This window comes from Pseudomonas sp. GWSMS-1 (assembly GCF_049847425.1).
Lineage (GTDB): Bacteria > Pseudomonadota > Gammaproteobacteria > Pseudomonadales > Pseudomonadaceae > Aquipseudomonas.
In genome coordinates this window covers 2982328-3004768 of sequence record NZ_JBMHHV010000005.1, presented here as the reverse complement: position 1 = coordinate 3004768, position 22441 = coordinate 2982328, and the positions used below count along the sequence as shown (strand labels likewise).

General features: G+C 61.3%; 20 protein-coding genes. 8 read left to right on the top strand and 12 right to left on the bottom strand.

What is annotated here, in order from left to right; all coding sequences use genetic code 11:
* Nucleotides 1–18 precede the first annotated feature (18 nt).
* The 6 genes from ACEPAJ_RS17815 to ACEPAJ_RS17790 all read right to left on the bottom strand — a co-directional run bounded on the left by ACEPAJ_RS17815 (nt 19) and on the right by ACEPAJ_RS17790 (nt 8383).
* Entirely contained in the window at nt 19–1149 is a 1131-nt protein-coding gene (locus tag ACEPAJ_RS17815; RefSeq protein ID WP_425916661.1) for an efflux RND transporter periplasmic adaptor subunit, read from the bottom strand.
* Nucleotides 1150–1336: 187 nt separating this feature from the next.
* The gene (locus ACEPAJ_RS17810) at nt 1337–2962 is read right to left on the bottom strand and encodes a methyl-accepting chemotaxis protein (RefSeq protein ID WP_425916659.1); all 1626 of its coding nucleotides are present in this window, start codon (nt 2960–2962) and stop codon (nt 1337–1339) included.
* 190 nt (nt 2963–3152) lie between these two features.
* On the bottom strand, nt 3153–4247 hold the full coding sequence (locus ACEPAJ_RS17805; protein WP_425918084.1) for a DUF1513 domain-containing protein: 1095 nt from the start codon (nt 4245–4247) through the stop codon (nt 3153–3155).
* Between the two features lie 9 nt (nt 4248–4256).
* The gene (locus ACEPAJ_RS17800; protein WP_425916657.1) at nt 4257–5318 is read right to left on the bottom strand and encodes an imelysin family protein; all 1062 of its coding nucleotides are present in this window, start codon (nt 5316–5318) and stop codon (nt 4257–4259) included.
* Nucleotides 5319–5327: 9 nt separating this feature from the next.
* Nucleotides 5328–6743 carry a di-heme oxidoredictase family protein gene (locus ACEPAJ_RS17795; RefSeq protein ID WP_425916655.1) on the bottom strand — a complete coding sequence of 472 codons (1416 nt, stop codon included), beginning with the start codon at nt 6741–6743 and terminating at the stop codon, nt 5328–5330.
* A gap of 305 nt (nt 6744–7048) precedes the next feature.
* Entirely contained in the window at nt 7049–8383 is a 1335-nt protein-coding gene (locus ACEPAJ_RS17790; protein ID WP_425916653.1) for an imelysin family protein, read from the bottom strand.
* A gap of 202 nt (nt 8384–8585) precedes the next feature.
* Between ACEPAJ_RS17790 and ACEPAJ_RS17785 the strand changes: the two genes are divergently transcribed.
* Both ACEPAJ_RS17785 and ACEPAJ_RS17780 read left to right on the top strand, forming a co-directional pair.
* Nucleotides 8586–9158 carry a LemA family protein gene (locus tag ACEPAJ_RS17785; RefSeq protein WP_425916651.1) on the top strand — a complete coding sequence of 191 codons (573 nt, stop codon included), beginning with the start codon at nt 8586–8588 and terminating at the stop codon, nt 9156–9158.
* A gap of 47 nt (nt 9159–9205) precedes the next feature.
* Nucleotides 9206–10057 (top strand): GIDE domain-containing protein, encoded by an 852-nt coding sequence (locus tag ACEPAJ_RS17780; RefSeq protein WP_425916649.1) that lies wholly within the window; start codon nt 9206–9208, stop codon nt 10055–10057.
* A 61-nt stretch (nt 10058–10118) separates the two neighbouring features.
* Here ACEPAJ_RS17780 and ACEPAJ_RS17775 read toward each other — a convergent pair whose 3' ends face one another.
* From ACEPAJ_RS17775 to ACEPAJ_RS17760, 4 genes are all read right to left on the bottom strand, one after another.
* Nucleotides 10119–12182 (bottom strand): putative bifunctional diguanylate cyclase/phosphodiesterase, encoded by a 2064-nt coding sequence (locus tag ACEPAJ_RS17775; protein ID WP_425916647.1) that lies wholly within the window; start codon nt 12180–12182, stop codon nt 10119–10121.
* A gap of 471 nt (nt 12183–12653) precedes the next feature.
* On the bottom strand, nt 12654–13235 hold the full coding sequence (locus ACEPAJ_RS17770; RefSeq protein WP_274087467.1) for a superoxide dismutase: 582 nt from the start codon (nt 13233–13235) through the stop codon (nt 12654–12656).
* Between the two features lie 188 nt (nt 13236–13423).
* Nucleotides 13424–14035, bottom strand: coding sequence for a LysE/ArgO family amino acid transporter (locus ACEPAJ_RS17765; protein ID WP_425916645.1), 612 nt, complete (start codon nt 14033–14035; stop codon nt 13424–13426).
* 5 nt (nt 14036–14040) lie between these two features.
* A complete protein-coding gene (locus ACEPAJ_RS17760; protein ID WP_425916643.1) occupies nt 14041–14442 on the bottom strand; it encodes an ACT domain-containing protein in 402 nt (133 codons plus the stop codon).
* 98 nt (nt 14443–14540) lie between these two features.
* Between ACEPAJ_RS17760 and ACEPAJ_RS17755 the strand changes: the two genes are divergently transcribed.
* Nucleotides 14541–15437, top strand: coding sequence for a LysR family transcriptional regulator ArgP (locus ACEPAJ_RS17755; RefSeq protein WP_425916641.1), 897 nt, complete (start codon nt 14541–14543; stop codon nt 15435–15437).
* A 37-nt stretch (nt 15438–15474) separates the two neighbouring features.
* Here the strand turns inward: ACEPAJ_RS17755 and ACEPAJ_RS17750 are convergent, their stop codons facing one another.
* Complete coding sequence (locus ACEPAJ_RS17750) at nt 15475–16530, bottom strand: saccharopine dehydrogenase family protein (protein WP_425916639.1); 1056 nt, start codon at nt 16528–16530, stop codon at nt 15475–15477.
* Between the two features lie 167 nt (nt 16531–16697).
* On the opposite strand from ACEPAJ_RS17750, the gene ACEPAJ_RS17745 reads away from it, so the two are divergent.
* Nucleotides 16698–17690, top strand: a complete 993-nt coding sequence (locus tag ACEPAJ_RS17745; RefSeq protein ID WP_425916637.1) for an NAD-dependent epimerase/dehydratase family protein — start codon at nt 16698–16700, stop codon at nt 17688–17690.
* A 1-nt stretch (nt 17691) separates the two neighbouring features.
* On the opposite strand, the gene ACEPAJ_RS17740 is transcribed toward ACEPAJ_RS17745, so the two are convergent.
* On the bottom strand, nt 17692–18003 hold the full coding sequence (locus ACEPAJ_RS17740; protein WP_425916635.1) for a hypothetical protein: 312 nt from the start codon (nt 18001–18003) through the stop codon (nt 17692–17694).
* 248 nt (nt 18004–18251) lie between these two features.
* Between ACEPAJ_RS17740 and ACEPAJ_RS17735 the strand changes: the two genes are divergently transcribed.
* The 4 genes from ACEPAJ_RS17735 (at nt 18252) to ACEPAJ_RS17720 (ending at nt 22440) form a co-directional block, all read left to right on the top strand.
* Nucleotides 18252–19097, top strand: coding sequence for an ATPase (locus tag ACEPAJ_RS17735; protein ID WP_425916634.1), 846 nt, complete (start codon nt 18252–18254; stop codon nt 19095–19097).
* 281 nt (nt 19098–19378) lie between these two features.
* Complete coding sequence (locus ACEPAJ_RS17730) at nt 19379–21367, top strand: FUSC family protein (RefSeq protein WP_425916633.1); 1989 nt, start codon at nt 19379–19381, stop codon at nt 21365–21367.
* Complete coding sequence (locus ACEPAJ_RS17725; protein ID WP_274087459.1) at nt 21354–21560, top strand: DUF1656 domain-containing protein; 207 nt, start codon at nt 21354–21356, stop codon at nt 21558–21560. The genes ACEPAJ_RS17730 and ACEPAJ_RS17725 overlap by 14 nt, the downstream gene beginning before the upstream one ends.
* Nucleotides 21561–21570: 10 nt before the next feature.
* Nucleotides 21571–22440, top strand: coding sequence for an HlyD family secretion protein (locus tag ACEPAJ_RS17720; protein ID WP_322950294.1), 870 nt, complete (start codon nt 21571–21573; stop codon nt 22438–22440).
* Nucleotide 22441 lies beyond the last annotated feature (1 nt).

Sequence of the window (22441 nt, the reverse complement as noted above, 5' to 3'; positions counted from 1 at the left end):
CCTTTGAGCCGCGCCCGATTAGTCGGCGCTCGGCTTGTCCTGCGCGTTGGCGATGCGCACGTGGGCACCGTTATCCAGCTTCAGCTGGCCGGCAGACACCACCTGCTCACCGGCTTGCAGACCTTTAACAATCACCACCTGGCCTTCACGGCGTTCGCCGGTATCGACGTAACGGCGCTCGACCGCCAGTTCGGCCTGGCCGCTGTCGTTTTTGACCACCTGGCCGTTGTCATCCTTTTTCTCGCTGATCAGGTACACCGAGTTGCCGTAGAGGGTGTAGGTGATCGCAGTTTCCGGTACGACAACGACGTTCTGCTCGCCCGGCAGTAGGACTTCCAGGTTGGCGAACATACCGGGCAGCAGCTTGCTGTCCGGGTTGACCAGCATGGCGCGCACTTGCACGTTGCGGGTGGTGTCTTCGACCTTGGGGTTGATGGCGGCAATTTCGCCCTCGAACACCTCGTCCGGGTACGCCGCCACGTTGAAGCGCACGCGTTCGCCGATGCTCAGCTTGGGCACGGCCTGTTCCGGCAGGAAGAAGTCGACGTAGAGCTTGCTCAGATCCTGCAGGGTCGCAATGGCGGTGCCGGAGGCCAGGTAGTCACCGACATCGACCTGGCGGATGCCGATGGTGCCGGCAAAGGGGGCCAGGATGCGTTTTTTCGCCAGCAGCGCCTGTAGCTGCGCCACGCTGGCGTTGGCTTTTTGCAGGCTGGCGGAAAGGCGGTCGAACTCACTCTTGGAGATGCTCTGGCGGTTGACCAGGCTGCGGCCGCGCTCATATTCCACGCGCGCCAGGCCCAGCTCAGCCTGTGCGGTGGCCAGGCTGGCTTGCTCAACATCGCTGTTCATCTGGATCAGCGGCTGCTGCAGGGTGACCTGCTCGCCGGAGCGGAACAGCACCTTTTGTACGGTACCGGCGACCTCAACGGTCAGGTCGACGCCTTGGAAGGCGACCAGCGTGCCGATGGCCGGCAGGCGGCTCTGCCAGGGGCGTTCTTCTGCCGTCGCGGCATCCACGCTGATGGCCGGCTGCGGAGCTGAGAACATCTGCACTTGTTGGTAGATGGAGAAGCCTTTATAGGCGGCGAGGGCGAGTACCACGAGGAGTACCACACCGAGCATGATCAGCATGCGGCGGAGCAACATATTCCGGTTCCTTGGCAAGACGGGGAGGGGCCTGGGAATAGGCAAGTGGGGCACAGTAGTCCCCCTTAAAAGACATGTCAAAGATTCGCATTTGCAAAATTTTGCAGGGCCGGTTGCCGCGGGTTTATTGATCGTTTAATAAGCAAAATGCCAGCATTTGCTGGCATTTTGCTTACCGTTGCGCGGGTTAGGCGCTTAGGCGTTGGGTCACGTCACTCAGTTGCCCAGACAGTTCGTGCAGGTTCTGCCCGGCGCTTTCGGTGCGTTGCACGTTCTCCTGATTCGCCGTGGCAATGGCGGTGATCTCGGTGAGGTTGCGCGAGATGTCCTCGGCAACCGAGGTCTGCTCCTCGGCGGCGGTGGCAATCTGCCGGTTCATGTCGCGGATGGCTTCAACCGCTTGGGTGATCAGCTGCAGGGTGGCCCCAGCTTCGGTGACCTGAGTCACGCCTTCTTCGCTGCGTTGCTGGCCGCTCTCAATGGCACGTACTGCATTGATGGCCCCGGTTTGCACGGTGTCGATGATCTGGTGAATTTCTGCGGTGGACTCGGCCGTGCGTTGAGCCAGGGTGCGCACCTCGTCAGCCACCACGGCAAAACCGCGGCCCTGCTCGCCTGCCCGCGCGGCTTCGATAGCAGCGTTGAGGGCCAGTAGGTTGGTTTGCTCGGCAATTCCGCGAATCACTTCTAGCACCTTGCTGATGCGGCCGGTGTCGCTTTCCAGGCGGCGAATGACGTCGGAGGTGTTGCTGATTTCGCCACGAATATCGGTGATGGTCTGGATGGTGGCCTGCATCACGGTTTCTCCTTGGCGTGCCGCTCTGTCGGCGTCATCGGCGGCATTCGCGGCTTCAGCCGCGTGGCGTGCCACTTCCTGGGCGGTGGCGGACATTTCGTGCATCGCCGTGGCCACCTGGTCGGTGCGCGAGAACTGGTCACGGGTGCCCTGGGCCATCAGGGTGGCGATTGAATTAAGCTCGCCGCTGGCGGTGTCGAGGTCTTCGGTGCTGCGCTTGAGGCGGGTGAAGGTGTCCGCGAGGAAGTCGCGCAGGATATTGGCGGCTATGGCCAGCCTTCCGAGCTCATCCTGCCGGGTGGACTCAACGCGCTTGCCGAAATTGCCGTGACTCAATTGGGCGATATGGTCGATCAGCTCACGGATCGGGTTGATCAGGTTGCGGTTGATCAGCCACAGGCTGAACAGTGCGATCACGACCGTAGCGCCGAGCATCAGCAGGGTGCCGTAGGTGATAGTGCGGTCGGCTGAGGCATTGATCAGGCTGGCTTGCTCCAGGCTTTGCTTGTGCAGTTCGCTGGACAGGGCTTCCAATTGCTGTGCGGTGTTGCGGTCAATGCCGGACACGGCTTTGTCGCCGACGGCGGCATCAGCGCCTGCCGCGATAAAGGCGTCGCGGCCCTTACGGTAATTGACGCCGAGTGACTGGTGCTCGCGCCGCAGGCTGTCAATCTTGCCTTTGAGGATATTGTCGCCGCTGGCCAGATCGCTCAAATTACCCAGCGTTTCCTGAACCTTGCGTTCCTGCGCTTCGAACTGGCCCCAATACTTGTCCAGTTGCGCCTTGTCGCTGCCGCGCAACAGGACATTCTTCCATTCTTGGACTTGGGTCTTGAAGTTGAGGTTGGTCACATCTATCAGTGTCGACGCCTCCAGCGGTCCCGCCAGCAGGCCACGGTAGGCTTGCATACCGCTGGACAGAAAGCTGAAGCAGGCCAGCGCGGTGACCAGAATCAGCGCCAGACTGCCGCCGAGCAGGGCGAGAATTTGCGCGCGTAAGGACTTTTGCAGAAACATTGGGGTACCTGACTGTGGGAGGTGAGATGCCGTTGACGCTTAGTGCGCCCTAACTGCGAAGGTCCCTATCGACAGGTATTGACTGAGCCGTGGCGAGCGGCACTCAAAGTATAGATCGGCTCTGCGACAGCGTTCTTTAGCCTGTCGCAGGTATATTACCGTTATGCGGGGAGGGCCTGCGATTAAGCGCTCAGGCCAGGCGCAGGTGATTGTCCCATAGCCCCGCAGGCAGCTGCAGGGGCTTGCTGGCGATGCGCTCGCTGCGGCAGTCGTACAAGCGGCAACGGCCCACGCCGCTGCTGACGACAAAGCCGTCAGCCACAGCGCCGACGCCCGCGCAGTCAGCCAGGTGCGCATCAAGGCGTAGCGCGGCGCTGTCCAGGTCCCAAATAAACACCCGATTGCCGCGTGGTGCAGTCAAGGCCAGCAGGCGTAGCTCACTGTGGATTGCCACACTGGCCGTGTATTGATTCATCAGCTGGCGCTGCGCATCGGCCACCGGGAAATGCTGGAAGGGCTGGCCGGGGCGCTTGATCGCCAGGAGTGGTACTCGATCGCTGAGTTCGCCCATGTATTGCTGGCCGGTGACGACGGTGCCATCGCTGGCAACGGCCATATGCCGCACGCTGTTCATCTGCTCTGGCAGTTGCTCCTGGCTGATCAGGCTGCCGTCGCGACGCATCAGCACCAGGCTAGACTGCATGGCGTTGAGGTTCATCTCTACCCGGCTATCGGCTTCAGTACGGATGCCGCCATTAGCCACCGCCAGGGTTTCGCCGTCTGGCAGCCAGAGCAGCTGGTGCGGGCCGATGCCGTGGGTCGAGAGTTCATCGCTGCGCTGCAGTTGTTCGCCTTGCAGGCGGTAAACCCCCAGTACACCGCGACCGGGATCGCGGGTGTCGTTCTCCGTGGCGTACAGCCATTCGCCGTCTTTGTGGAACACCGCATGGCCGTAGAAGTGGCGCTGCTTTTCTGAACGCAGGGTTTGCAGCAGGCGGCCGTCACGGGTGTCGATCAGGTAGCTCTCGGTGCTTGGACGGCGCCCGACAAACAACGCCATCGGTAGAAACGGATGGCCGATAACGTCATGGCAACGTTCGTTGACCTGGGTGGCAAACACCTGGCTGCCATCCAGGCGGTAGCCCACCGCGAAATGCTTGCCGCTGCTGTCATTGCGTGCCGAGAGCAGCAGCGGTTGTGGGCCGCCGTGCATCAGTGTCCAGCCACCCAAGGCGCTAGCCGCTAAGGCAGCAGCGCCCAGCCCCAGGAAGGTACGGCGTTTGATCTGCATCACTCAGTCACCGTCATGGGCGTTGAAGCCCAGTTGAATGCCCAGGGTCTTCGCCAGTTCCGACTCATGCAGGCGATGCAGGGTATTCAGGCTGTCATACAGGGCGTTCAGCTCGGCGCGGCCGGCTTCGTCACTGAGCAGCTCGCCAAGCGGACGCTGTGCGGCGGCCAGGCGCTGACGGGTGTCGCTGTAGGCCGCGTTGATGCGCTGTTTTAGCTCGGCGTGGTCGCTGCCGAGCAACGCCTGCATGCCATCCTGCTCGGCGCCCAGCCAAATGCGTTCGGCGCTGGCCAGGCTGGCGGCAAGATTGGTCAGGCTGGCTTTGCTGCGCCAGGCTTCGGCCTGATAAGGCTGTGGCTGGCCTTTACTCTGGCGGCCCATGGGCGTGCCAAGCTTCTTTTTCAGCCCGTCGATGGCGCTGACCTGGGTGCGCAGCAACTCCGCCACCGCTTCCGCTGCTTCGGCGTAGCGTTCATTGGGGAAGTTCTTTAGCTGCGCGGCCATGCCGTCGGCACGCTGCCAACTGGCCAGCACATCGGCGGCGAGTACTTGCTGATGCTCACCAATGGCGACCATCAATGGGCAATAGCGGGCCTTCTGCTCAACGTTATTCAGGTCAATCGCCGGATCAAACAGCAGGTATTCATAGGCTGTCAGGCCTTGCACGACGACGCTGGATTTATCCAGATCGGCCGGGGTCAGCTCAGGCTTGCTGTTGAGCAGCGCTTCAACTTGGCGCGCGACCAGGTTTTTCTTATCGGGCCAAAACTGCACCTGCCACGCACGGTTGCCTTCGGCCAAAGGGCCGACCGCAGCCGGTTGCACCGCCGCCCAGGCGCTTTGCGCGCTGGCGAAGGCCTGGCGGGCCTCGGTCAGGCTCTGCTGGTCGCTACAGAAGGCCTGGGCACTCACGGCCAGTTGGCGGTCGGCTTCGTGCCATGCGCTGTAGATGGGTAGCAGCACGCCATCTGTCAGTGCCTGGCTGACTTGCTGTTGCGGGTTGCTCGGGCTGCAAGCTGTGAGTGTCAGGCTGAGTAGGGCCAGGCCCAGGGGGGAGCGGATCATGAGTGACTCCTACAGCGAGTTCAGAAAAGCCAACAGCGCATGGCGCTGATCAGCGTTGAAAGTCAGGACGTGTTGTTTGGCGGCGTGCGCTTCGCCGCCGTGCCAGAGGATGGCCTCTAGCAGGTTGCGTGCGCGACCGTCATGCAGAAACTGGGTGTGGCCATTAACCGTTTCCGTCAAACCAATGCCCCACAGGGGCGGGGTGCGCCATTCCTGGCCGCTGGCGAGGAACTCCGGGCGATTGTCGGCCAGGCCGGCGCCCATGTCATGCAGCAGCAAATCGCTGTGCGGACGGATTGTTTGATTGGCCAGTTCTGGCTCGGCAGCGTCGCCGGCGGTGGTGAATTGCGCGGTGTGACAGCTTTGGCAGCCGGCCTGATAGAACAGGTTTTTGCCGGTGATTACCTGCGTGGTGTCCGCGCCGCGTCGTGCGGGTACGCCGAGGTTGCGGGTGTAGAACAGAACGTTGGCCAGAATGTTGTCGCTGACTTCCGGCTCGCCGCCGTGGGGTGCGGTACGGCAGTCCCGCTGTGCCGCCGTGCAGTTGTCCTGGCTAATCAGATTGCTGGTCAGGCCCATGTCATTGGCAAAGGCTTCGGCATTCTGCTGGTTGAGCGTGGGTTGTCCGGCTTTCCAGCCGAAGCGCCCGAGCACCGTGCGCTGCTCGGCACGGTCCCAGACTTGGTTGGCACGTCCGGAAATACCATCGCCGTTGCGGTCTTCAGGGTCGGCATTGGCCAGGATGTCAGCTTCGCTAATGGCTTCCAGTAGGCCGAGACCGATCATCGGTGGGGCGATGCGAGCGGAAAATAGCGTGTCGGGATGCAGGGCGCCGTAGCCGAGCCGGCTGATCTCAAGGGTGGGCTTGCGCAGTTCGACCTCTAGGCCATCGGCAAAGCGCACGCGTTGCAGGCTGTAACTGACGCGTACCTTGCCTTCAGGCGCAGTGCCAGGGTTGGCCATGTCCTGTAATTGGCTGCCATAGGTCGGTTCGGCGAGTACGCCAAGACGCTTGATGATCTGCGCATGCTCGCTGCCTGCCGGGATCGACAGGCGCACCAGCATGGACACCGCGTTCTGTGCGCCCGGGCCTGGTGGGTGGCCGCGACCGTCCTTGATATGGCAGTTCTGGCAGGCGTTGGTGTTGAACAGCGGGCCCAGCCCATCACGCGCGGTGGTGGTGGCCGGTGCGCTAATCCAAGGGTTGCGGAAGAAACTGTTACCGACGCTGAAATCCAGCCGACGTGAAGGCGACAGATTAGCCGAGGGCAAGGAAAAGGCATTCTGGTCAGCCTTACGCACAGTGGCACTGCCGGCAGACAGGGCTTCGCCAGGCTCTGCCTGGGCGAACTGTGGGGGTTTATCGCAGGCGACCAAGCTCAGGCTCAAGGCCAGCAGGAAAGCAATGCGATGCGGCGCAAGCATGGGAGGGGTCCGCGACAGAAAAACAGGCCGCCGATATTAACAGCCTGATCTGCATTAAATAAGACGGATTTGCATTATCAGTGGTGGTTGAAGGTCGCAGGCCGTAAAACGCCAGAAGCGCTTGCTGGTGTTATGGCGCGACAGCCCAGAAAGGTACCCGTCCGGAAGTGCAGGCGAAAAAAAAAGCCTCGACGCCAGTTAAGGCGTCGCGGCTTTCTATGCACTATCGCTTTTCGGACGTTGTGAGCTAACGCGAAAGAGGCTGTTTCAACGCAGCGTCTAAACGCGCGGCAAGTTCTGCGCGCTTAGAAGCTGTGGTCAGCGGTGTCCGGATTCAGGTCACTGATCCCCAGCTTGCCGGCTGCCTGCTCGATGGCGCCGGTTTGCTTGACCAGGGCGGCGATGGCGTCACGAACGATCTGCTGGCCTTCGGTGTTGTCAGCCGCGATTAGCTGGTCGAAGTGCTGGCCGTTGTTGGCGCTGTCGACCAGTGCCTGCAGTTTACCTTCTGTGGCTGCTAGGTCCGCTTTCAGTGTGTTGTCGGCGGCGGCGTCAGCCTTGGCCACCAGCGACGACAAACTCGGGCCGCTCAGGGTGCTGCCGTCAACTTTCTTGTACTCGCCCAGGTAAACGTTACGGATCCCTTTAGCGTTGTAGAAATGCGAGTTGTGGGTGTTGTCGCTGAAGCAATCGTGCTCGTCTTCAGTGGAGTTAGCTTCCAGCGCGACCTTCATGCGCTCGCCGGCCAATTCGCCGAGCGACAGGCTGCCCATGCCGAAGAGCATCTTGCGCAGGCCGTTCTCGGCGGTGTCGGCTTGTAGTTCGGCGCGGTAGTTGTCGGCGTTACCGGCTTGCCATTGCACAACCATCGCGTCGAGGTCGCTGACCAGCAGATCGCTGGCCGCTTTGATAAAGGCACGGCGGCGTTCGGTATTGCCACCGGTAGCGCCTTCGCCTACCACGAAGTCGGTTGCAGGTCGCTCGCCGGCGCCTGGGTTGGTGCCATTGAGGTCTTGGCCCCAGAGCAGGAATTCGATGGCGTGGTAGCCGGTGGCAACGTTGGCCTCGGAACCGCCCAGTTCATTCAGACTGGCCAGCAGTTCTGGCGTGATGGTGCTGACATCGAGTGTGTCTTCACCGACCTGGATTTCAGTGTTGGCGATGATGTTGGCGCTGGCGCCCGGGTTGCCCAAGGCGTGCTGGTAGTCCGTGGCGACGTAGTCGATCAGCCCTTCATCCAGCGGCCAGGCATTCATCTGGCCTTCCCAGTCGTCGACTACGGCGTTGCCGAAACGGAACACTTCACTTTGCATATACGGCGTGCGGGCTGCCAACCAGGCTTCACGGGCGGCGTTCAGGGTGTCGTCATTTGGGTTGGCGAGCAGTGCATCAATTGCGCTTTGCAGTGCCTTACCGGTGCTGGCAGCGTCGCTGAAAACGGCCAGGGCCAGGTCCGCATAGTGACTGACGACAGCTTTGCTGGCAGCTTCGTCGACTTGGCTGGCGACCACTGCCGGTGCGCTGGTGCTGCTGGCAGCAGGGGAGGCGGCTTGGTTGGCGGGGGCTTTGTCTTCACCGCAACCTGCGAGTGAAATGGCGATGGCAAGCAGGCTGGCTGAGGCCAGGGGCATACGGAGCATGGCGGAATCCTTTGCAAGTAAGAGTGAAGTGCCCGTGCAAGTAGGCGCAAAAACTTAACCATAATGCGAAAGATTTTCATTTTGCGCAAAGGGTCGTTGGTGTTTTTTCACTAATAGCTGTGTGCAAGGTCTGCGATGGGGCTATTTGATAGGGCTAAAATGCCCAACAAAATTGTTTTTTGATAACAGCTCGGAGTAACGCATGAGCCTGACCAGTGTCGTCATTGTTGTGCTGCTGATTCTGCTCGCGGCCTATGCCGTGGTGCTCTACAACGCGCTGGTGCGTTTAAAGCACGGCGTGAGCAAGGCGTGGTCGAATATCGAGGTGATGCTCAAGCAGCGTCACGAAGAACTGCCCAAACTGGTGGAAACCTGCAAACAGTACATGCAGAACGAGCGCGGCACGCTGGAGGCCGTTATTGCCGCACGTCAGGCGGTTTCTAATGCTCAGGCAAAAGGTGACATGCAGGCGCTGGGCAAGGCCGAAACGGGTTTGCGTGCCGGGCTTGGTCAGCTGTTTGCGCTTGCCGAGAACTACCCGGAACTTAAAGCCAATGAAAGCTTCCAGCACTTGCAACAGCGCATCAGTGGCCTGGAAAACGGCATTGCCGACCGGCGCGAGCTTTATAACGAAGCGGTCAACTTGAACAACGTGCGCATCGAGCAATTTCCCGATGTGCTGATTGCGCGCGCATTTGCCTTTAAGGAAGCCGTGCTGTTGCAATTTAGCGAGTCGGAAAAGGCCGATGTCGACCTCAAATCGCTGTTTGGTTAACCGTGGATAACCCAGGGCAATTGATTGGACTGGCCTGCAGCGTGGCGGTGAGCGCAGGCGGTGCGTGGTTGTTTCTGCAGCGTTTTGCGCACGCGCGGCACCTACTCGATACGCCAACCTCAAAGATTCGCTCGGCCGCTCAGGGTTATGTCGAGTTCTATGGCGTACTGAGCGATAGCGCCGAGGTGCCGCTGCTCGGGCCGCTGACCAATACTCCTTGCCTGTGGTGGCGTTACAAAATCGAGGAGTACACCTCAAGCGGTAAGAAACGTAGCTGGCGTACCCTTGAAAGCGCCAGCAGCGAAGCCTTGCTGCAACTTGACGACAGCACCGGCAGTTGCCTGATTGACCCGCGTGGCGCACAGGTTCGGCCGCAGACGCGTGAAATCTGGAAAGGCAGCTTGCGCCACCCGCTGGGTTCCGCGAAAACCGGTTGGCGGGCGCTATTTAGCGATGGTGAGCGCTACCGCTATACCGAGGAACGCTTGCATGCCGGCCAACCGCTGTATGCCATCGGCGACTTTCGCAGCAGCGGAGGCGGGCGTCAGGGGCTTGATCTGACAGCCGCACAAGGTGCTGTGATTCGTGAGTGGAAGGGGAACTTTGGCGGCCTGCTGCAGCGCTTCGACAGCGACGGTAATGGCCAGCTGGATGAGCGGGAGTGGCAGCGGGTGCAGCTCGCCGCGAGCCTGGAAGCCGAAGACCGTCATCGTCGGCAAAGTACTCAGCCGGTGCAGCATCACTTGGCCAAGCCGCGCGAAACTCAGCCGTTTATTCTGTCCTGCGCCGGTGAGGATGAGCTGGTGCGTCAGTTCTACTGGCAAGCGGCAGGCGGGGTAGTGCTGTGTGTGGCCGGTGCGCTGGGCGCTGCCTGGCTACTGGGGATCAACAGCTTTTAAGCGAATGCGCTGTATAAGCAAAAGCCCGCCGATTGGCGGGCTTTTTAATTTGTGTTTGGCATTAAAGCGTTGCGGGGTTGGCGGCGCTGTTCAGGCGTCTCGCTTGCTTCAGGTAGGCCGTCAGTTCACGGGCTGGGAGTGGCTTACTGTACAGATAGCCCTGGCCCTCGTTGCAACCCTGGGCGATGATGTAGGCCTCCTGCTCGACAGTTTCCACCCCTTCGGCGATCACCTGCATGCCGAGGCTTTTACCCAGCTGAATGATGGCGCGTACGATGGTCGCATCGTCTTCGTCTTCCAGCAGATCCTGGACGAAGCTCTTGTCGATCTTGATCTTGTCCAGCGGCAGGCTTTTCAGATAACTCAGCGAAGAGTAGCCGGTACCAAAGTCATCAATCGCAATCAGCGCACCGGAGCGGCGCAGGCTAAGCAGGTGCTGGGCCGCGGTATTGATGTCTTCCATCAGGCCGGTTTCGGTGACTTCCAGCTCTAGGCTACGCAGCGGCAGGCGATAGACCTGCATCAGGTTATTGACCACCCGCGGCAACTCGGCGTGGTGCAGTTGTACGGTGGACAGGTTGACCGCCATGCGCAGCTCATTAAAGCCTTGGTCGTGCCATTCACGCAGCTGGCGGCAGGTTTGGTCGAGGATCCATTCGCCAATCGGGATGATGGTGCCGTTCTGTTCGGCCAGTGGAATAAACAGATCGGGCGGGACCAAACCGTGTTGCGGATGTTGCCAGCGCAGTAGGGCCTCGACACCGACCACGCGGTGGTCGCGGTAATCCACCTGTGGCTGATAAACGAGGTGCAGTTGGTTTAAGGCCAGGGCGTCGCGCAGGTCTTTTTCCAGCTCACGGCGGCGGCGCATTTCACTGTCGACACTGGCGATGTAGAACTGGTAGCGGTTGCGTGAGCGGCTCTTGGCCAGGGTCATGGTTTGTTCGGCTTTTTGCAGCAGCTTCTCCGTGCTGTCGCCGTCTTCCGGGAACAGGGTGATGCCGATGGTGGCACGCAGGCGCACTTGCTGCTGGTCGAGCATAAATGGGTTGTCGAGGTCGTCGAGTACGCTTTGCGCCAGCTCGGCGGCCTCGTAAGGCTGCTCGATATCGGCCTGAACCAGCGCAAACTGGTCGCCGCCGAGACGGGCTAGAGCGCCGAGGCGGCCGCTGTGGCTGCGCAGGCGATCGGACAGGGCCAGCAACAACTGGTCGCCGGTCTGATAACTGAACTGCTCATTGATGCCTTTGAAATCATCCAAACCGACGCACAGCACGGCTACGCGCCGGTTCAGGCGGCCTGCGTCTTCGAGAATCTTGTCGAGCTGCTGTTGCAGTTGCAGGCGGTTCGGCAGGCCCGTGAGGAAGTCGTACTGAGCCATGCGCAGCAGGCTGTTTTCCGCTTCGCGCCGCAGGTTGGTGTTGCGCTCGATGGACGAGAGCAGCTGATTGGCCGTGTTGACCCATAACCCCAGCTCGTTTTTCTCGTTGCCCTTGAGCATCGGTAACTTGTGCTCGCTGGGGCGGTCCGGGTTGATGTTGGTCAGGTGCTCGATGATCTTTGACAGTGGCTTGGTCAGCAGCCAGTGGTAGACCAAATACAGCACCAGGCCCATGGCCATGGCGCGCAGCACGCCGGAAATAAAGATGACCACCGAGTTGGTGACGAAGCTCTCGCCATAAGGGGCGGTGTCGAGGGTGATGCTGAGGTCGCCGTAGTACTCACTGTATGGGCCACGGCCTACCAATTTAGTGGTGAAGCTCTGTTCTTTGCCGAGGATCTGGTCGGTCAGCCAGCGCGTGGGGCTGGCAACTTGGTCGCGGGATTTCTCCGCCAGCATCGGCTCGTTTGGGTGGCCGATGGATGCCATGCGCACCGACTCATGCTGGAATAGACCCTCGATCACTTGCATGCCCATTTCCCGGTCCAGGCTATAGACCGCCTGGGTAGAAGGGTCACGGAACATGCCAAGGATTCGGTGCGCCTCGTTGTCGACGGCCTGGCGTGTTTTGTACGCGTCGAAAACGATTTGGGCGAAACTCAGCACTACCCCGACGATGAGCGCTGAGAGCAGCACTACGCGGAGCAATTTAAGTGACAAACTGTTTTTGAGTTCCAGCTTCAAGTGGCGATTCCTTGTTCGAAGCCGTTGGCATCAGACACACTGAGTATTGGCAAAGTCGCGCTTGCAGTCAAAGGGCCATTACTCACATATGTCGAACACATTCTGTTGCGCTGCGATGGCGCGAATTCTGGCGTGCCTTGGTGTTGTTTGCAGTGTATCGGTGTGAGCTGTGTATGGCTTGAGCGCCGTTGGGCATTTTTTTGCGGTTGGTTGTTTTGATTGCAATGCCAGTGCTCATTGGGAATGTATACCAGCCTTTAGCTGATTATCCACAATACCTTTGGTGCAGTACTTGCGGGGCTGTGTAGGCCTGCTGGCGACGCGCAGCTCTGCTGGTTCAGTGCTGTTGGCTACCCCAGGGGATTGTCGTTTGAGTTGCCTGGCGGACAACAGCGCCAGTTGCCAGAACCATGACGCATATAGCAACAAACCCGGTACTTGGCCGGGTTTGTTGTGGGCTAACGCGAGGGCTTAAGCAGCGAAGTTTTTCGCGACGAAGTCCCAGTTAACCAGGTTCCAGAACGCCTCTACGTACTTCGGACGCACGTTGCGGTAGTCGATGTAGTAAGCGTGTTCCCAGACGTCGCAGGTCAGCAGCGGGGTGTCGCCGCTGGTCAGCGGGCAGCCAGCGCCGATGGTGCTGGCCAGAGCCAGGGAGCCGTCAGCCTTCTTCACCAGCCAGCCCCAGCCGGAGCCGAAGGTGCCGATGGAAACCTTGCTGAACTCTTCCTTGAACTTATCGAAGGAACCGAAGGCTGCGTTGATTGCGTCAGCCAGAGCGCCTGTCGGTTGGCCGCCGGCGTTTGGTGCCAGGCAGTTCCAGTAGAAGGTGTGGTTCCACACTTGAGCGGCGTTGTTGAAGATGCCACCCGAGGAGGTCTTAACGATCTCTTCCAGGGTTTTGCCTTCGAACTCGGTGCCAGGTACCAAGTTGTTCAGGTTTACGACATAGGTGTTGTGGTGCTTGTCGTGGTGGAATTCCAAGGTTTCCTTGGAAATGTGCGGCTGCAGGGCGTCATGTGCGTAGGGCAGCGGCGGCAATTCGAAAGCCATGGTTTATCTCCTAATCAGGTCAGGTGCGGTGTGCGCGAGGCCGATCACGGGCGGCCACTTCAGCGGCGTGAGTTATCTCTTTGCGCCGCAAGCCGAAGATCATAGCACTGGCCCTGCGCCTTAAACACGCGGCAACTGTGTGGGAACCCAACTTGGCAGAGTGTGCGCGGGCTTATTGCAGCGCTGTTTCAGGCCATGCTGGTGTCGCGCAGCAACTGCCAGGCAATGCTGAACATCATCATTGCCACGCCCAGATCGATAAAGCGCCAGGTGCTCGGGCGGGCTAACCAGGGGGCGAGCCAGGCCGCGCCGAGTGCCAGGAATAAGAACCACATTAATGAGGCGCTGGCCGCGCCCAGTGCGTAAGCCCCTGGCACTGTTTGCTGTGCGCCGAGCGAGCCGATCAGCAACACGGTATCCAGATAAACGTGCGGGTTGAGCAAGGTGACGGCCAGTGCCGCCAGCAGTACCGCGCGGCGTGAGCGTGGGCCCGTCTCGCCAGCGTGATTGAGTGCTTGCGGGCGTGCGGCGCGCAGCAGGGCTTGGGCGCCGTACCAGAGCAGAAACGCTGCACCGCCCCAGCGGGCGACTCCCAGCAAAATCGGGTTCTGTGCCAGCACGGCCGCCAAACCGAAGACCCCTGCGGTTACCAGCAGGGCATCGCAGACCACGCACAGCATGGCCACGGGCAGATGATGTTCGCGGCGCAGGCTTTGCGCCAGGACGAAGGCATTTTGTGCGCCCAGTGCAATGATCAGTCCGGCGGCAATCAGCAGGCCGTTGCTATAGCTTTGCCACATGCTGATTACTCCGTGCCATCGGCCAGTTGCTGCAGCACGCCGAGGGCACGCGGGCCGTCGGCGTGGGCGACAAACAGGTGGTCGTGGTAATAGCCGGCGATCACATTGCAGCTGATCCCTGCGCCCGCCAGCGCGCCGGCCACGGCCGCCGTCAGCCCCACTGCCGCTAGCGCTGAGTGAACTTCGAGGGTCAGCCAGGCCGCTACATAGTCGATTTCAAGATGCAGCTGTTCGGCCTGCTGGCGCTGCACAATCACGGTCAGGCCTTCGCGTTCCTGAAAGCTGCCCAGCGGCTGCACACCCTGCAGTTGAGTGGCGTCAGTCAGGCTGCAAAAGACGTAGGCGCCCTCGTTCAGCACGGGCGTCATGCTGCGTAACAAGGTTGTCAGTGAGGTTTCGCCGGCCATGGGGAGTGCTCTAATTGCGATAAGGAATGTGGCGAGTCTGTTACGCGCGGATGTATAAGAGAAACAAATATTGGTGATTGCTCATTAGGGAAACTGATTTGCTCGACTACAAATTACTCGCCGCCCTGGCTGCTGTTGTGGAGCAGGCCGGCTTCGAACGCGCCGCTCAGGTGCTGGGTTTGTCGCAGTCGGCGGTGTCCCAGCGCATCAAACTGCTGGAGGCGCGGGTGGGGCAGCCGGTGTTGGTGCGCGCGCTGCCGCCAGTGCCAACGGAAATTGGCCGGCGGTTGCTTAACCATGTGCAGCAGGTGCGACTGCTAGAGCGTGATATTCAGGCGCAGGTGCCTGGGCTGGATGAAGGCGGGCCGCCCGAGCGACTGCGCATCGCCTTAAATGCCGACAGCCTGGCCACCTGGTGGGCGCAGGCCGTGGGCGACTTTTGTACGGAGCAGGGCTTGCTGCTGGAGTTGGTGGTTGAAGATCAGGATGTTGGCCTCAAGCGTATGCGGGCCGGTGAGGTGGCGGCCTGTGTGTGTGGCAGCGAACGACCGGTGGCCGGTGCACGGGCACTGTTGCTGGGCAGCATGCGTTACCGTGCCTTGGCCAGCCCCGGGTTTATTGCGCGGCATTTTCCCCACGGCGTAACAGCCGCGGAGTTGGCGCAGGCGCCGGCGATTGTCTTTGGCCCGGATGATCTCTTGCAGCATCGCTACCTGTCGGCGCTGGGCGTAGAGGGCGGATTTGCTTACCACCTGTGTCCGTCGTCCGAAGGCTTCGTGCGGCTGGCCGAAGCCGGTTTGGGCTGGGGCTTGATGCCTGAGCTGCAGGTGCAGGCGGAGCTGGCGGCGGGCCGGTTATGCGAGTTACTGCCTGAGCGGCCGCTGGATGTGCCGCTGTATTGGCATCACTGGCGCAGCGGCGGCGAACTGCTGAGCGCATTGACCCAGCATTTGCAGCGTCATGCGGCTGCCGGGTTAGTGGCCGCGAAGCGCTAAGTCGTTAGCACCAACCGTGGCGCAGCCGTTAGTTGGTTTAGTCAAAGCGGATGGTCTTCGAGCCCGGCAATTGCTCCACACAGCGTGCGCCGAGGAGTTTCGACGGGGTGAAGTAGCCGCCAGGGCCGTTGTAATCAAGCAGGTGCCGTACCGCCAGCAAGGCCCCGTGCACGGTCACGTCATAGCCGTTGGCGGTTTCCAAACGAGCGGTTTTCACCACGCCGGCGGCATTGCGCGCCTCACCCCAGAGCCAGGTGCGCTGGCGCGCGCGGGTGGCTTCATCGGGGCCACTGACGCGTTTTTCAATCAGTCGCTTGAGCCAGTTCTGTACGGCATCCAGACCCAGTAGGGGGCGCAGCGGCTCGATCAGGCGCATGACTATCGAGGCGGCTGTCGGCGTCGGCAGGTACACCTCGATATTGTCGATGCCCGTGGAGTGGTAGGCGGTGGATACATCGCCCCAGGGAATCGTCACCGCGGGTTTTTCACCACGACCAAAGTTGATGGCGCGGCGTTTATAGCCCAGCGGCACATCGGTGATCACGCCTGCACGGCGCACTTTGCCGCCCAGCTTGAGGCCTTCCACCGAGGTTTTGGCGGTGCCTGGCGACAGCCCGCTGCCCGAGTCGAAACCCAGCGCCAGGTGGGTGGCATCCGGCAGCGCCTGATGCAGGCAGGCAGCCAGGCAATCGCTGGGGATTACATCGAAGCCTACGCCGGGGCACAACACCACGCCCTGTTCACGTGCTTGGTGGTCACGCCGATGCGCCGCCTCAAACACGCTGATCTCGCCCGTAATATCGACATAGTGGGTGGCGCTGGCCAGGCAGGCATCGATCATCGGCGCACTGGTGGCAGAAAATGGCCCGGCGCAGTGGGCGACCACCGCAATATCGGCCAGGGCTTCCTTGGCGCGGTCCGGTTGGTGAATATCGAAAATCCGGCACTCCAGGCCCAGCAGGCTGCCAAGGGCGTGCACCGCCGCCGGGTTGCGCCCCGCCAGAATCGGTGTGAGGCCCTGGCGCTTGGCTTCGCTGGCTAACAGGTGACCGGTGTAACCGTTCGCGCCGTAGATCATCCAGTGCGTGGCCATTCAGTGACTCCTTTGTCATACGGTGTGGGGCACAGCTTAGCTGCTAGCGCGTTGGCTGCTGGCCTATTAGAGGGTAGGCGCAGTCGTTGTTCTGGCCTGCAATGCCACGGCGAGCGCTGCTGGGCGCTGCTAAAGTGGCGCATCGAGTATGTTCAGCGGGGGCGGCAATGAAGATTCTGGTAACCGGGGCCAGCGGTTTTATTGGTGGGCGCTTTGCCCTCCATGCTCTGGAGCAGGGCATGGATGTGCGGGTCAACGGTCGCCGCGCCGAGGGCGTTGAGCACATGTGTGCACGTGGTGCGGAGTTTATCCAAGGTGACTTGTCCGATCCGGCGCTGGTGCAGCAGCTGTGCCGGGGTATCGATGCGGTGGTGCACTGCGCTGGCGCTGTCGGGGTGTGGGGGCGTTACGAGCACTTTTATCAGGCTAATGTCGGCGTCACTGAAAACGTGGTGGATGCCTGCCTGAAGCAGAAGGTACGACGGCTGGTGCACCTGTCTTCACCCTCGGTGTACTTCGACGGCCAGGCACATATCGGTTTAAAGGAAGAGCAACTGCCCAAGCGTTTTTCCGATCATTACGGCAAGACCAAGTTTCTCGCCGAGCAGCACGTATTCGCGGCCCAGGAATTTGGCCTGGAAGTGTTGGCGCTGCGTCCGCGGTTTGTCACCGGCGCAGGCGACACCAGCATTTTCCCGCGCTTGATCAATATGCAGCGCAAGGGCCGCTTGTCGATCATCGGCAACGGTTTGAATAAGGTCGACTTCACCAGCGTGCACAACCTTAACGAGGCCTTAACGAGTTGCCTGCTGGCCGCGGGGCCGGCACTGGGGCAGGTGTACAACATCAGTAATGGCGCGCCAGTGCCGCTGTGGGATGTGGTCAATTATGTGTTGCGCAAACTCGACCTTCCGACTGTCACACGCCATCTGCCCTATGGTCTGGCTTACGGCGCCGCAACGTTGAATGAAGGGCTGTGCAAGCTCTTGCCGGGCCGTCCGGAGCCGACGCTATTTCGCTTGGGCGTGGCTGTGATGGCTAAGGATTTCTCCCTGGATATCAGCCGCGTGCAGCAGTACCTGGGGTACGACCCCAAGGTCAGTCTGTGGAGTGCGTTAGATGAATTCTGCGCCGGGTGGCAAACGCAGCACCCGCGCTGACTCAGGCGTAGACGCGTTGGCCGCGGTACATGCGCACCGAGTCACTGGTCGGCCGAGGTGCCTGCTCTTCCACCAGCAGTGGATGCCCGGCCTGCGTGCGCGGGGCGGGGCCGGCCGGCGCGAAAGGGCGGTCGCTGTACTGGGCGAGCAGCTGCCCCAGTTGGCGGGTTTCCTCATTGCTTGAGGTGAGACAGGCACTGAGCATGCTGTTGATCGCGTCTGGTTGGCTCAGGCGAATGTCCAGCGCCAGCTCTTGTCGTAGCCGACGGCGCAGGCTCTTCATACAGTCCAACACTTCTCTGTTTAGCTCCATGAAATTTCCCCCCATTGTTGCCGCCGGACTGCATGCCCTGATGTTGCGCCGATGTCGCCAGTCTGTGATTGCAAAGCGCATACCAGCCCTGCGTCTGCGGAACTGCGCAGGTTGCAGCGTGTCGATGACCTGTGCCGTGCCCTTGGTCAGTGCGTTTCGCCCCGACTTGGCGCGACACTGAAGGGTTGCGCGCGAACCGTTATACTGCGCCGCATTTGTGACCCCCGCGCTTTCTTGAAGGTTGACCCATGCGTAACGATGCCCACGACGAACTCGATCACGTGCCCAGCCTGCGGGCAGAACAGCGCGATCACGATGAGTATGCTACCGATCACCCAGAGACCCCGCGCGGCAATGGCTATGGCCGTGCTGCCACGGCGGCACCGATGAAACCGGCCAGCACGGGCCCGCTGTGGGCGCTGGTTGGCGCGTTGATGATTGCCCTAGGCGGGCTCGGCTGGTGGAGTTTTCAGCAGATCAGCCTGATGGAGCAGCAACTGGTGGCCACCCAGGAGAGCTTCGCGCGGATCAGCGAGGAAGCGGCGGGGCGGATTCAGGATATTTCCGGCAAGGTGGTGGCCACTGAGTCTTCGGTGACCAGCGGCAGCGAAGCGCTGAAGCTGCGCGTTAAACAGCTGGAAAGCCAATTGGCGGAGTTGGGCAAGCGCCAGCAGGGTGCGAGCAGCCAGCAGAGCGAGCAGGGCAAACGCCTTGAGCAGCTGGCTGTGCAACTGAAGAACCAGGAAGGGGGTGGCGCAAAGCTGGAAGCCACACTCAACAAACTCAGTAGCGAGCAGACAGCCCTGGCAAAAGAACAGGCTAGCCTGAAAAGCGCCTTGGCGGCTCAAGCCAAACTCGATGAGAAGGTGGCTGAGTTGAGCGCTGATGTAGCGGCACTGAAGAAGCTTGGCAACCCGAACCAGGCCATCGCCCGTCTGGAGCAGGATCTGCTGGTGGTTAAAGGGGATCTGGAAACCCGTTCCGCCGGTAACAGCACGGCTGAGTTTGACGCCTTCCGCGCGCAGATGACCCGCAACATCAACACCCTGCAGGCCCAGGTGCAGAACCTGCAACAGCAGATCGACGCCCGCTGAGGCGCTTTGCGAGTCGGCTGTGCGCGGGGCGTCTATTGCCGTGGCACCCGACTAGTGGGCGATTAACCGCTCGCCTTCAGTTATGGACCCGCCAATCGGCGGGTTTTCCCATCTTGGCCGCACGGGCGTAACGGTGCGTCAGTAGCGCTCAGCAAAGACGACAGATGGACAGGGAGGTTCTGGATATAAAATGTTAGCTAGCTAATAATTAGCTGAGAATGTTTAGCTGCTCCCGTCATGGCCAGCTACTTTTTGTTTAGTGAATCATTCAGGTAGCCGCTGTGCGCGACGCTGTTTCCGCTTTTCTGATGCCCAGTAATGCCGCTTTGCAGTTTGCGGGCAAAACCTTGCTCAGTGGCGGGCTGGCGCTTTGGTGTGCCCTGCGTTTCGGGTTGGATCAGCCACAGTGGGCGCTGATGACGGCCTTTATCGTGGCCCAGCCGCTGGCCGGCATGGTCGTGCAAAAAGGCTTGGCGCGGCTACTGGGTACCCTGGTGGGCACGGTCATGGCGGTGGTGTTCATGGGCGCGTTTGCCCAAGCCCCGTGGTTGTTTCTGCTGACCATGGCGCTCTGGCTGGGGCTCTGCACGGCGGCGTCCACCTTGCTGCGCAGCGCCTGGGCTTACTCCTTTGTACTGGCCGGTTACACGGTGGCAATTATCTGCCTGCCGATTGTCGACAAACCCTTGCTAGTGTTCGATGAGGCGGTGGCGCGCTGCACCGAGATCTGCCTGGGTATTCTCTGTTCAATGGTAGTCAGTGCTGTGCTCTGGCCGCAGCGCGTGGAACAACAATTGGTGCTGCAGGCGCGGGCTGCTTTGCTGGGCGTTAGCCATGTGGCGGCGGCCGCGCTGCAGGGGCGTGAAGCCGGGCGGCAGGGCCTGTTGGAAACCCTCGGGCGTATCGTCGCGGTAGACGCCCAGCGTGAACATGCCTGGTTCGAGGGCCGTAGCGGCCGTCAGCGCGCGCGCGCCTTGCAGGTCTTGAGCCGGGAGTTGCTCGGGCTGTTGCGGTTGGCCCGCGGAGTGGCGCGCCAGTGGCAACAACTGGAGCCGCAGGATGCGCATGCACTGGCGCCATGGTTGGAACAGGTTCAGGCGCTGCTGGCCAACCCTGATGTGCAGCTGCAGCAAGCGCTCTACGACAGCCTTCGTGCAGCATCTGATGAGGGCAGCATGACCTCGCCTCGCCACTATTGCCTGGCCCGCCTGGGGGTGCTGGTGCGTCAGTTGATGCGCGCGCAGCAGGCGTTGTTGGCAGTGGAGTCGGGGGATGCCCCAGCCGATGCTTCGCCGGCGCTGTCCTGGCACCGCGATCTGCAGACGGCGGCGGTGTATGGCCTGCGCAGTTGTCTGGCGCTGCTGGTGCTGTTGGCCTTCTGGCTGGCGACCGGCTGGCCCGCCGCCAGTGGTGCGCTGCTGTTGGCGTCGGTGGTGTGCAGCCTGTTTGCCAGTCGCGAGAATGCCGACCTGATCGGCATGTCCTTCCTGCGCGGTATTTTCTATGCGTTGCCGGTGGCCTTTATTGTCGGCCAACTGCTGCTGCCGCAACTGAGTAGCTTTGCCATGCTTGGCTTGGTCCTCGGCGTGCCACTGTTTTTCGGTCTGCTGGGTATGGCGCGACCGGCGCTGGCCGGCACGGCAACCTCCTTTTGTCTGCACTTCATCGTGCTCTGTGCGCCGAGCAACACCATGATTTATGACGTCGCGTTCTTTCTCAACGAGGCACTGGCCATGCTGGTCGGCGTTGGTTGCGCGATTCTGGCGTTTCGCCTGATTACCCTGCGCGACCCGCGCTGGCATGGCCGGCGTTTATTGCGGGCGACCCTGGATGACCTGGCGCGGCTGTGCACGCGAGCGCTGGAAGGTGCAGAGAACTGGTTCGGTGGGCGCATGGCCGACCGCTTGTTGCAACTGGCCCGGCATTACCCGCAGCTGCCAGAGGCCGCCCGCAGTCGCTGGGACGATGGCGTCGACAGCCTCGATCTGGGCGATGAACTGCTGCACCTGCGTGCGTGCCTGGGGGCGGCTCGCAATAGGCCCCGCGAGGCTGAGCAGCGCTTCTTCAATGAGGTGCGCGACCTGCTGCGTCGCGGGCCTGTGGCCGAGCGTGCGGATGCTTTGCAAGCGCCTGTCGAGACGCTGGTGCAAGCCCTGCACGCGCAGCCGCCGGCCATCGAACTGCGCCTGGCCGAGGCCGCACTGTTGCAATTGACCCACAGCTGGCGCCACTGGTGCCTGCGTCAAGGAGAGCCGGATGGAATTGCGTGAATGGGCCGTGGGCGGCGTGTTGCTCAGCCCCATGCTGTTATATGCGCTGCTGGCATTGCTGTTGACCGGGCTATTGCGCCTGGGCTTACAGCGCGCGGGTCTGGCGCGCTGGATCTGGCACGAAGCGTTATTCGACTGTGCCCTCTATGTGTGCGTGCTGGCGGCGTTAGTCGCCACGCTGGCGACTTGGTAAGGAGTTGGAAATGAATGCACTTCCCCGCGTGGTCGTGACCCTAGTCGTCGTCTTAGTGGCCGTGCTGGCCGGTTGGTGGCTGTGGCACTTCTATATGTTTTCACCCTGGACCCGTGACGCCCGGGTGCGCGCCGATGTGGTGACCATTGCCCCGGATGTGTCCGGCTGGGTCGTCGAACTGCAGGTGCAGGATAACCAGCAGGTCAAGGCTGGTGATCTGTTGATGACGATTGACCGTGAGCGCTATCAGGCCGCTCTGGACAAGGCGCGGGCAATGGCGGAGACCCGTCGCCAGCAGCTAAACCTGCGGCAACACGAGGCCAGTCGGCGCGCCCGTTTAGGCACGCAGGCCATCAGTGCGGAGTTGCGTGAAAATGCGCTGATCACCGCGCAAATCGCCCGTGCCGAGCTTCAGCAGGCTGAGGCGGATGTGAAGGTGGCCGTGCTTAACCTGCAGCGCAGCGAAGTACGTGCCCCGCGTGACGGTCAGGTCACCAACTTACAATTGGCCCAGGGCAACTATGTGCAGGCCGGGCAGGCGGTGATGGCGTTGGTGGCCGATGGCTCCTTCTATGTGCAGGCCTATTTTGAGGAAACCAAGTTGCCCGGCATCCAGGTCGGCGCGGCGGCCGAGGTGATCTTGATGAGCAGCAATGAGCCGCTGCAGGGCAAGGTGCAAAGCATCAGCCGCGGCATCACCGACCGTAACGCGGTGGTGGATGCGCAGCTGCTGGCCAACGTTGAACCCACCTTTAACTGGGTGCGTTTGGCCCAACGAATTCCGGTGCGTATCGAGTTGCAGAGCCTGCCGCAGGATGTACCCCTGAGTGCGGGGATGTCGGCCAGCGTGAGGGTTGACCCGCCAGCCCCGCGTGATTAAG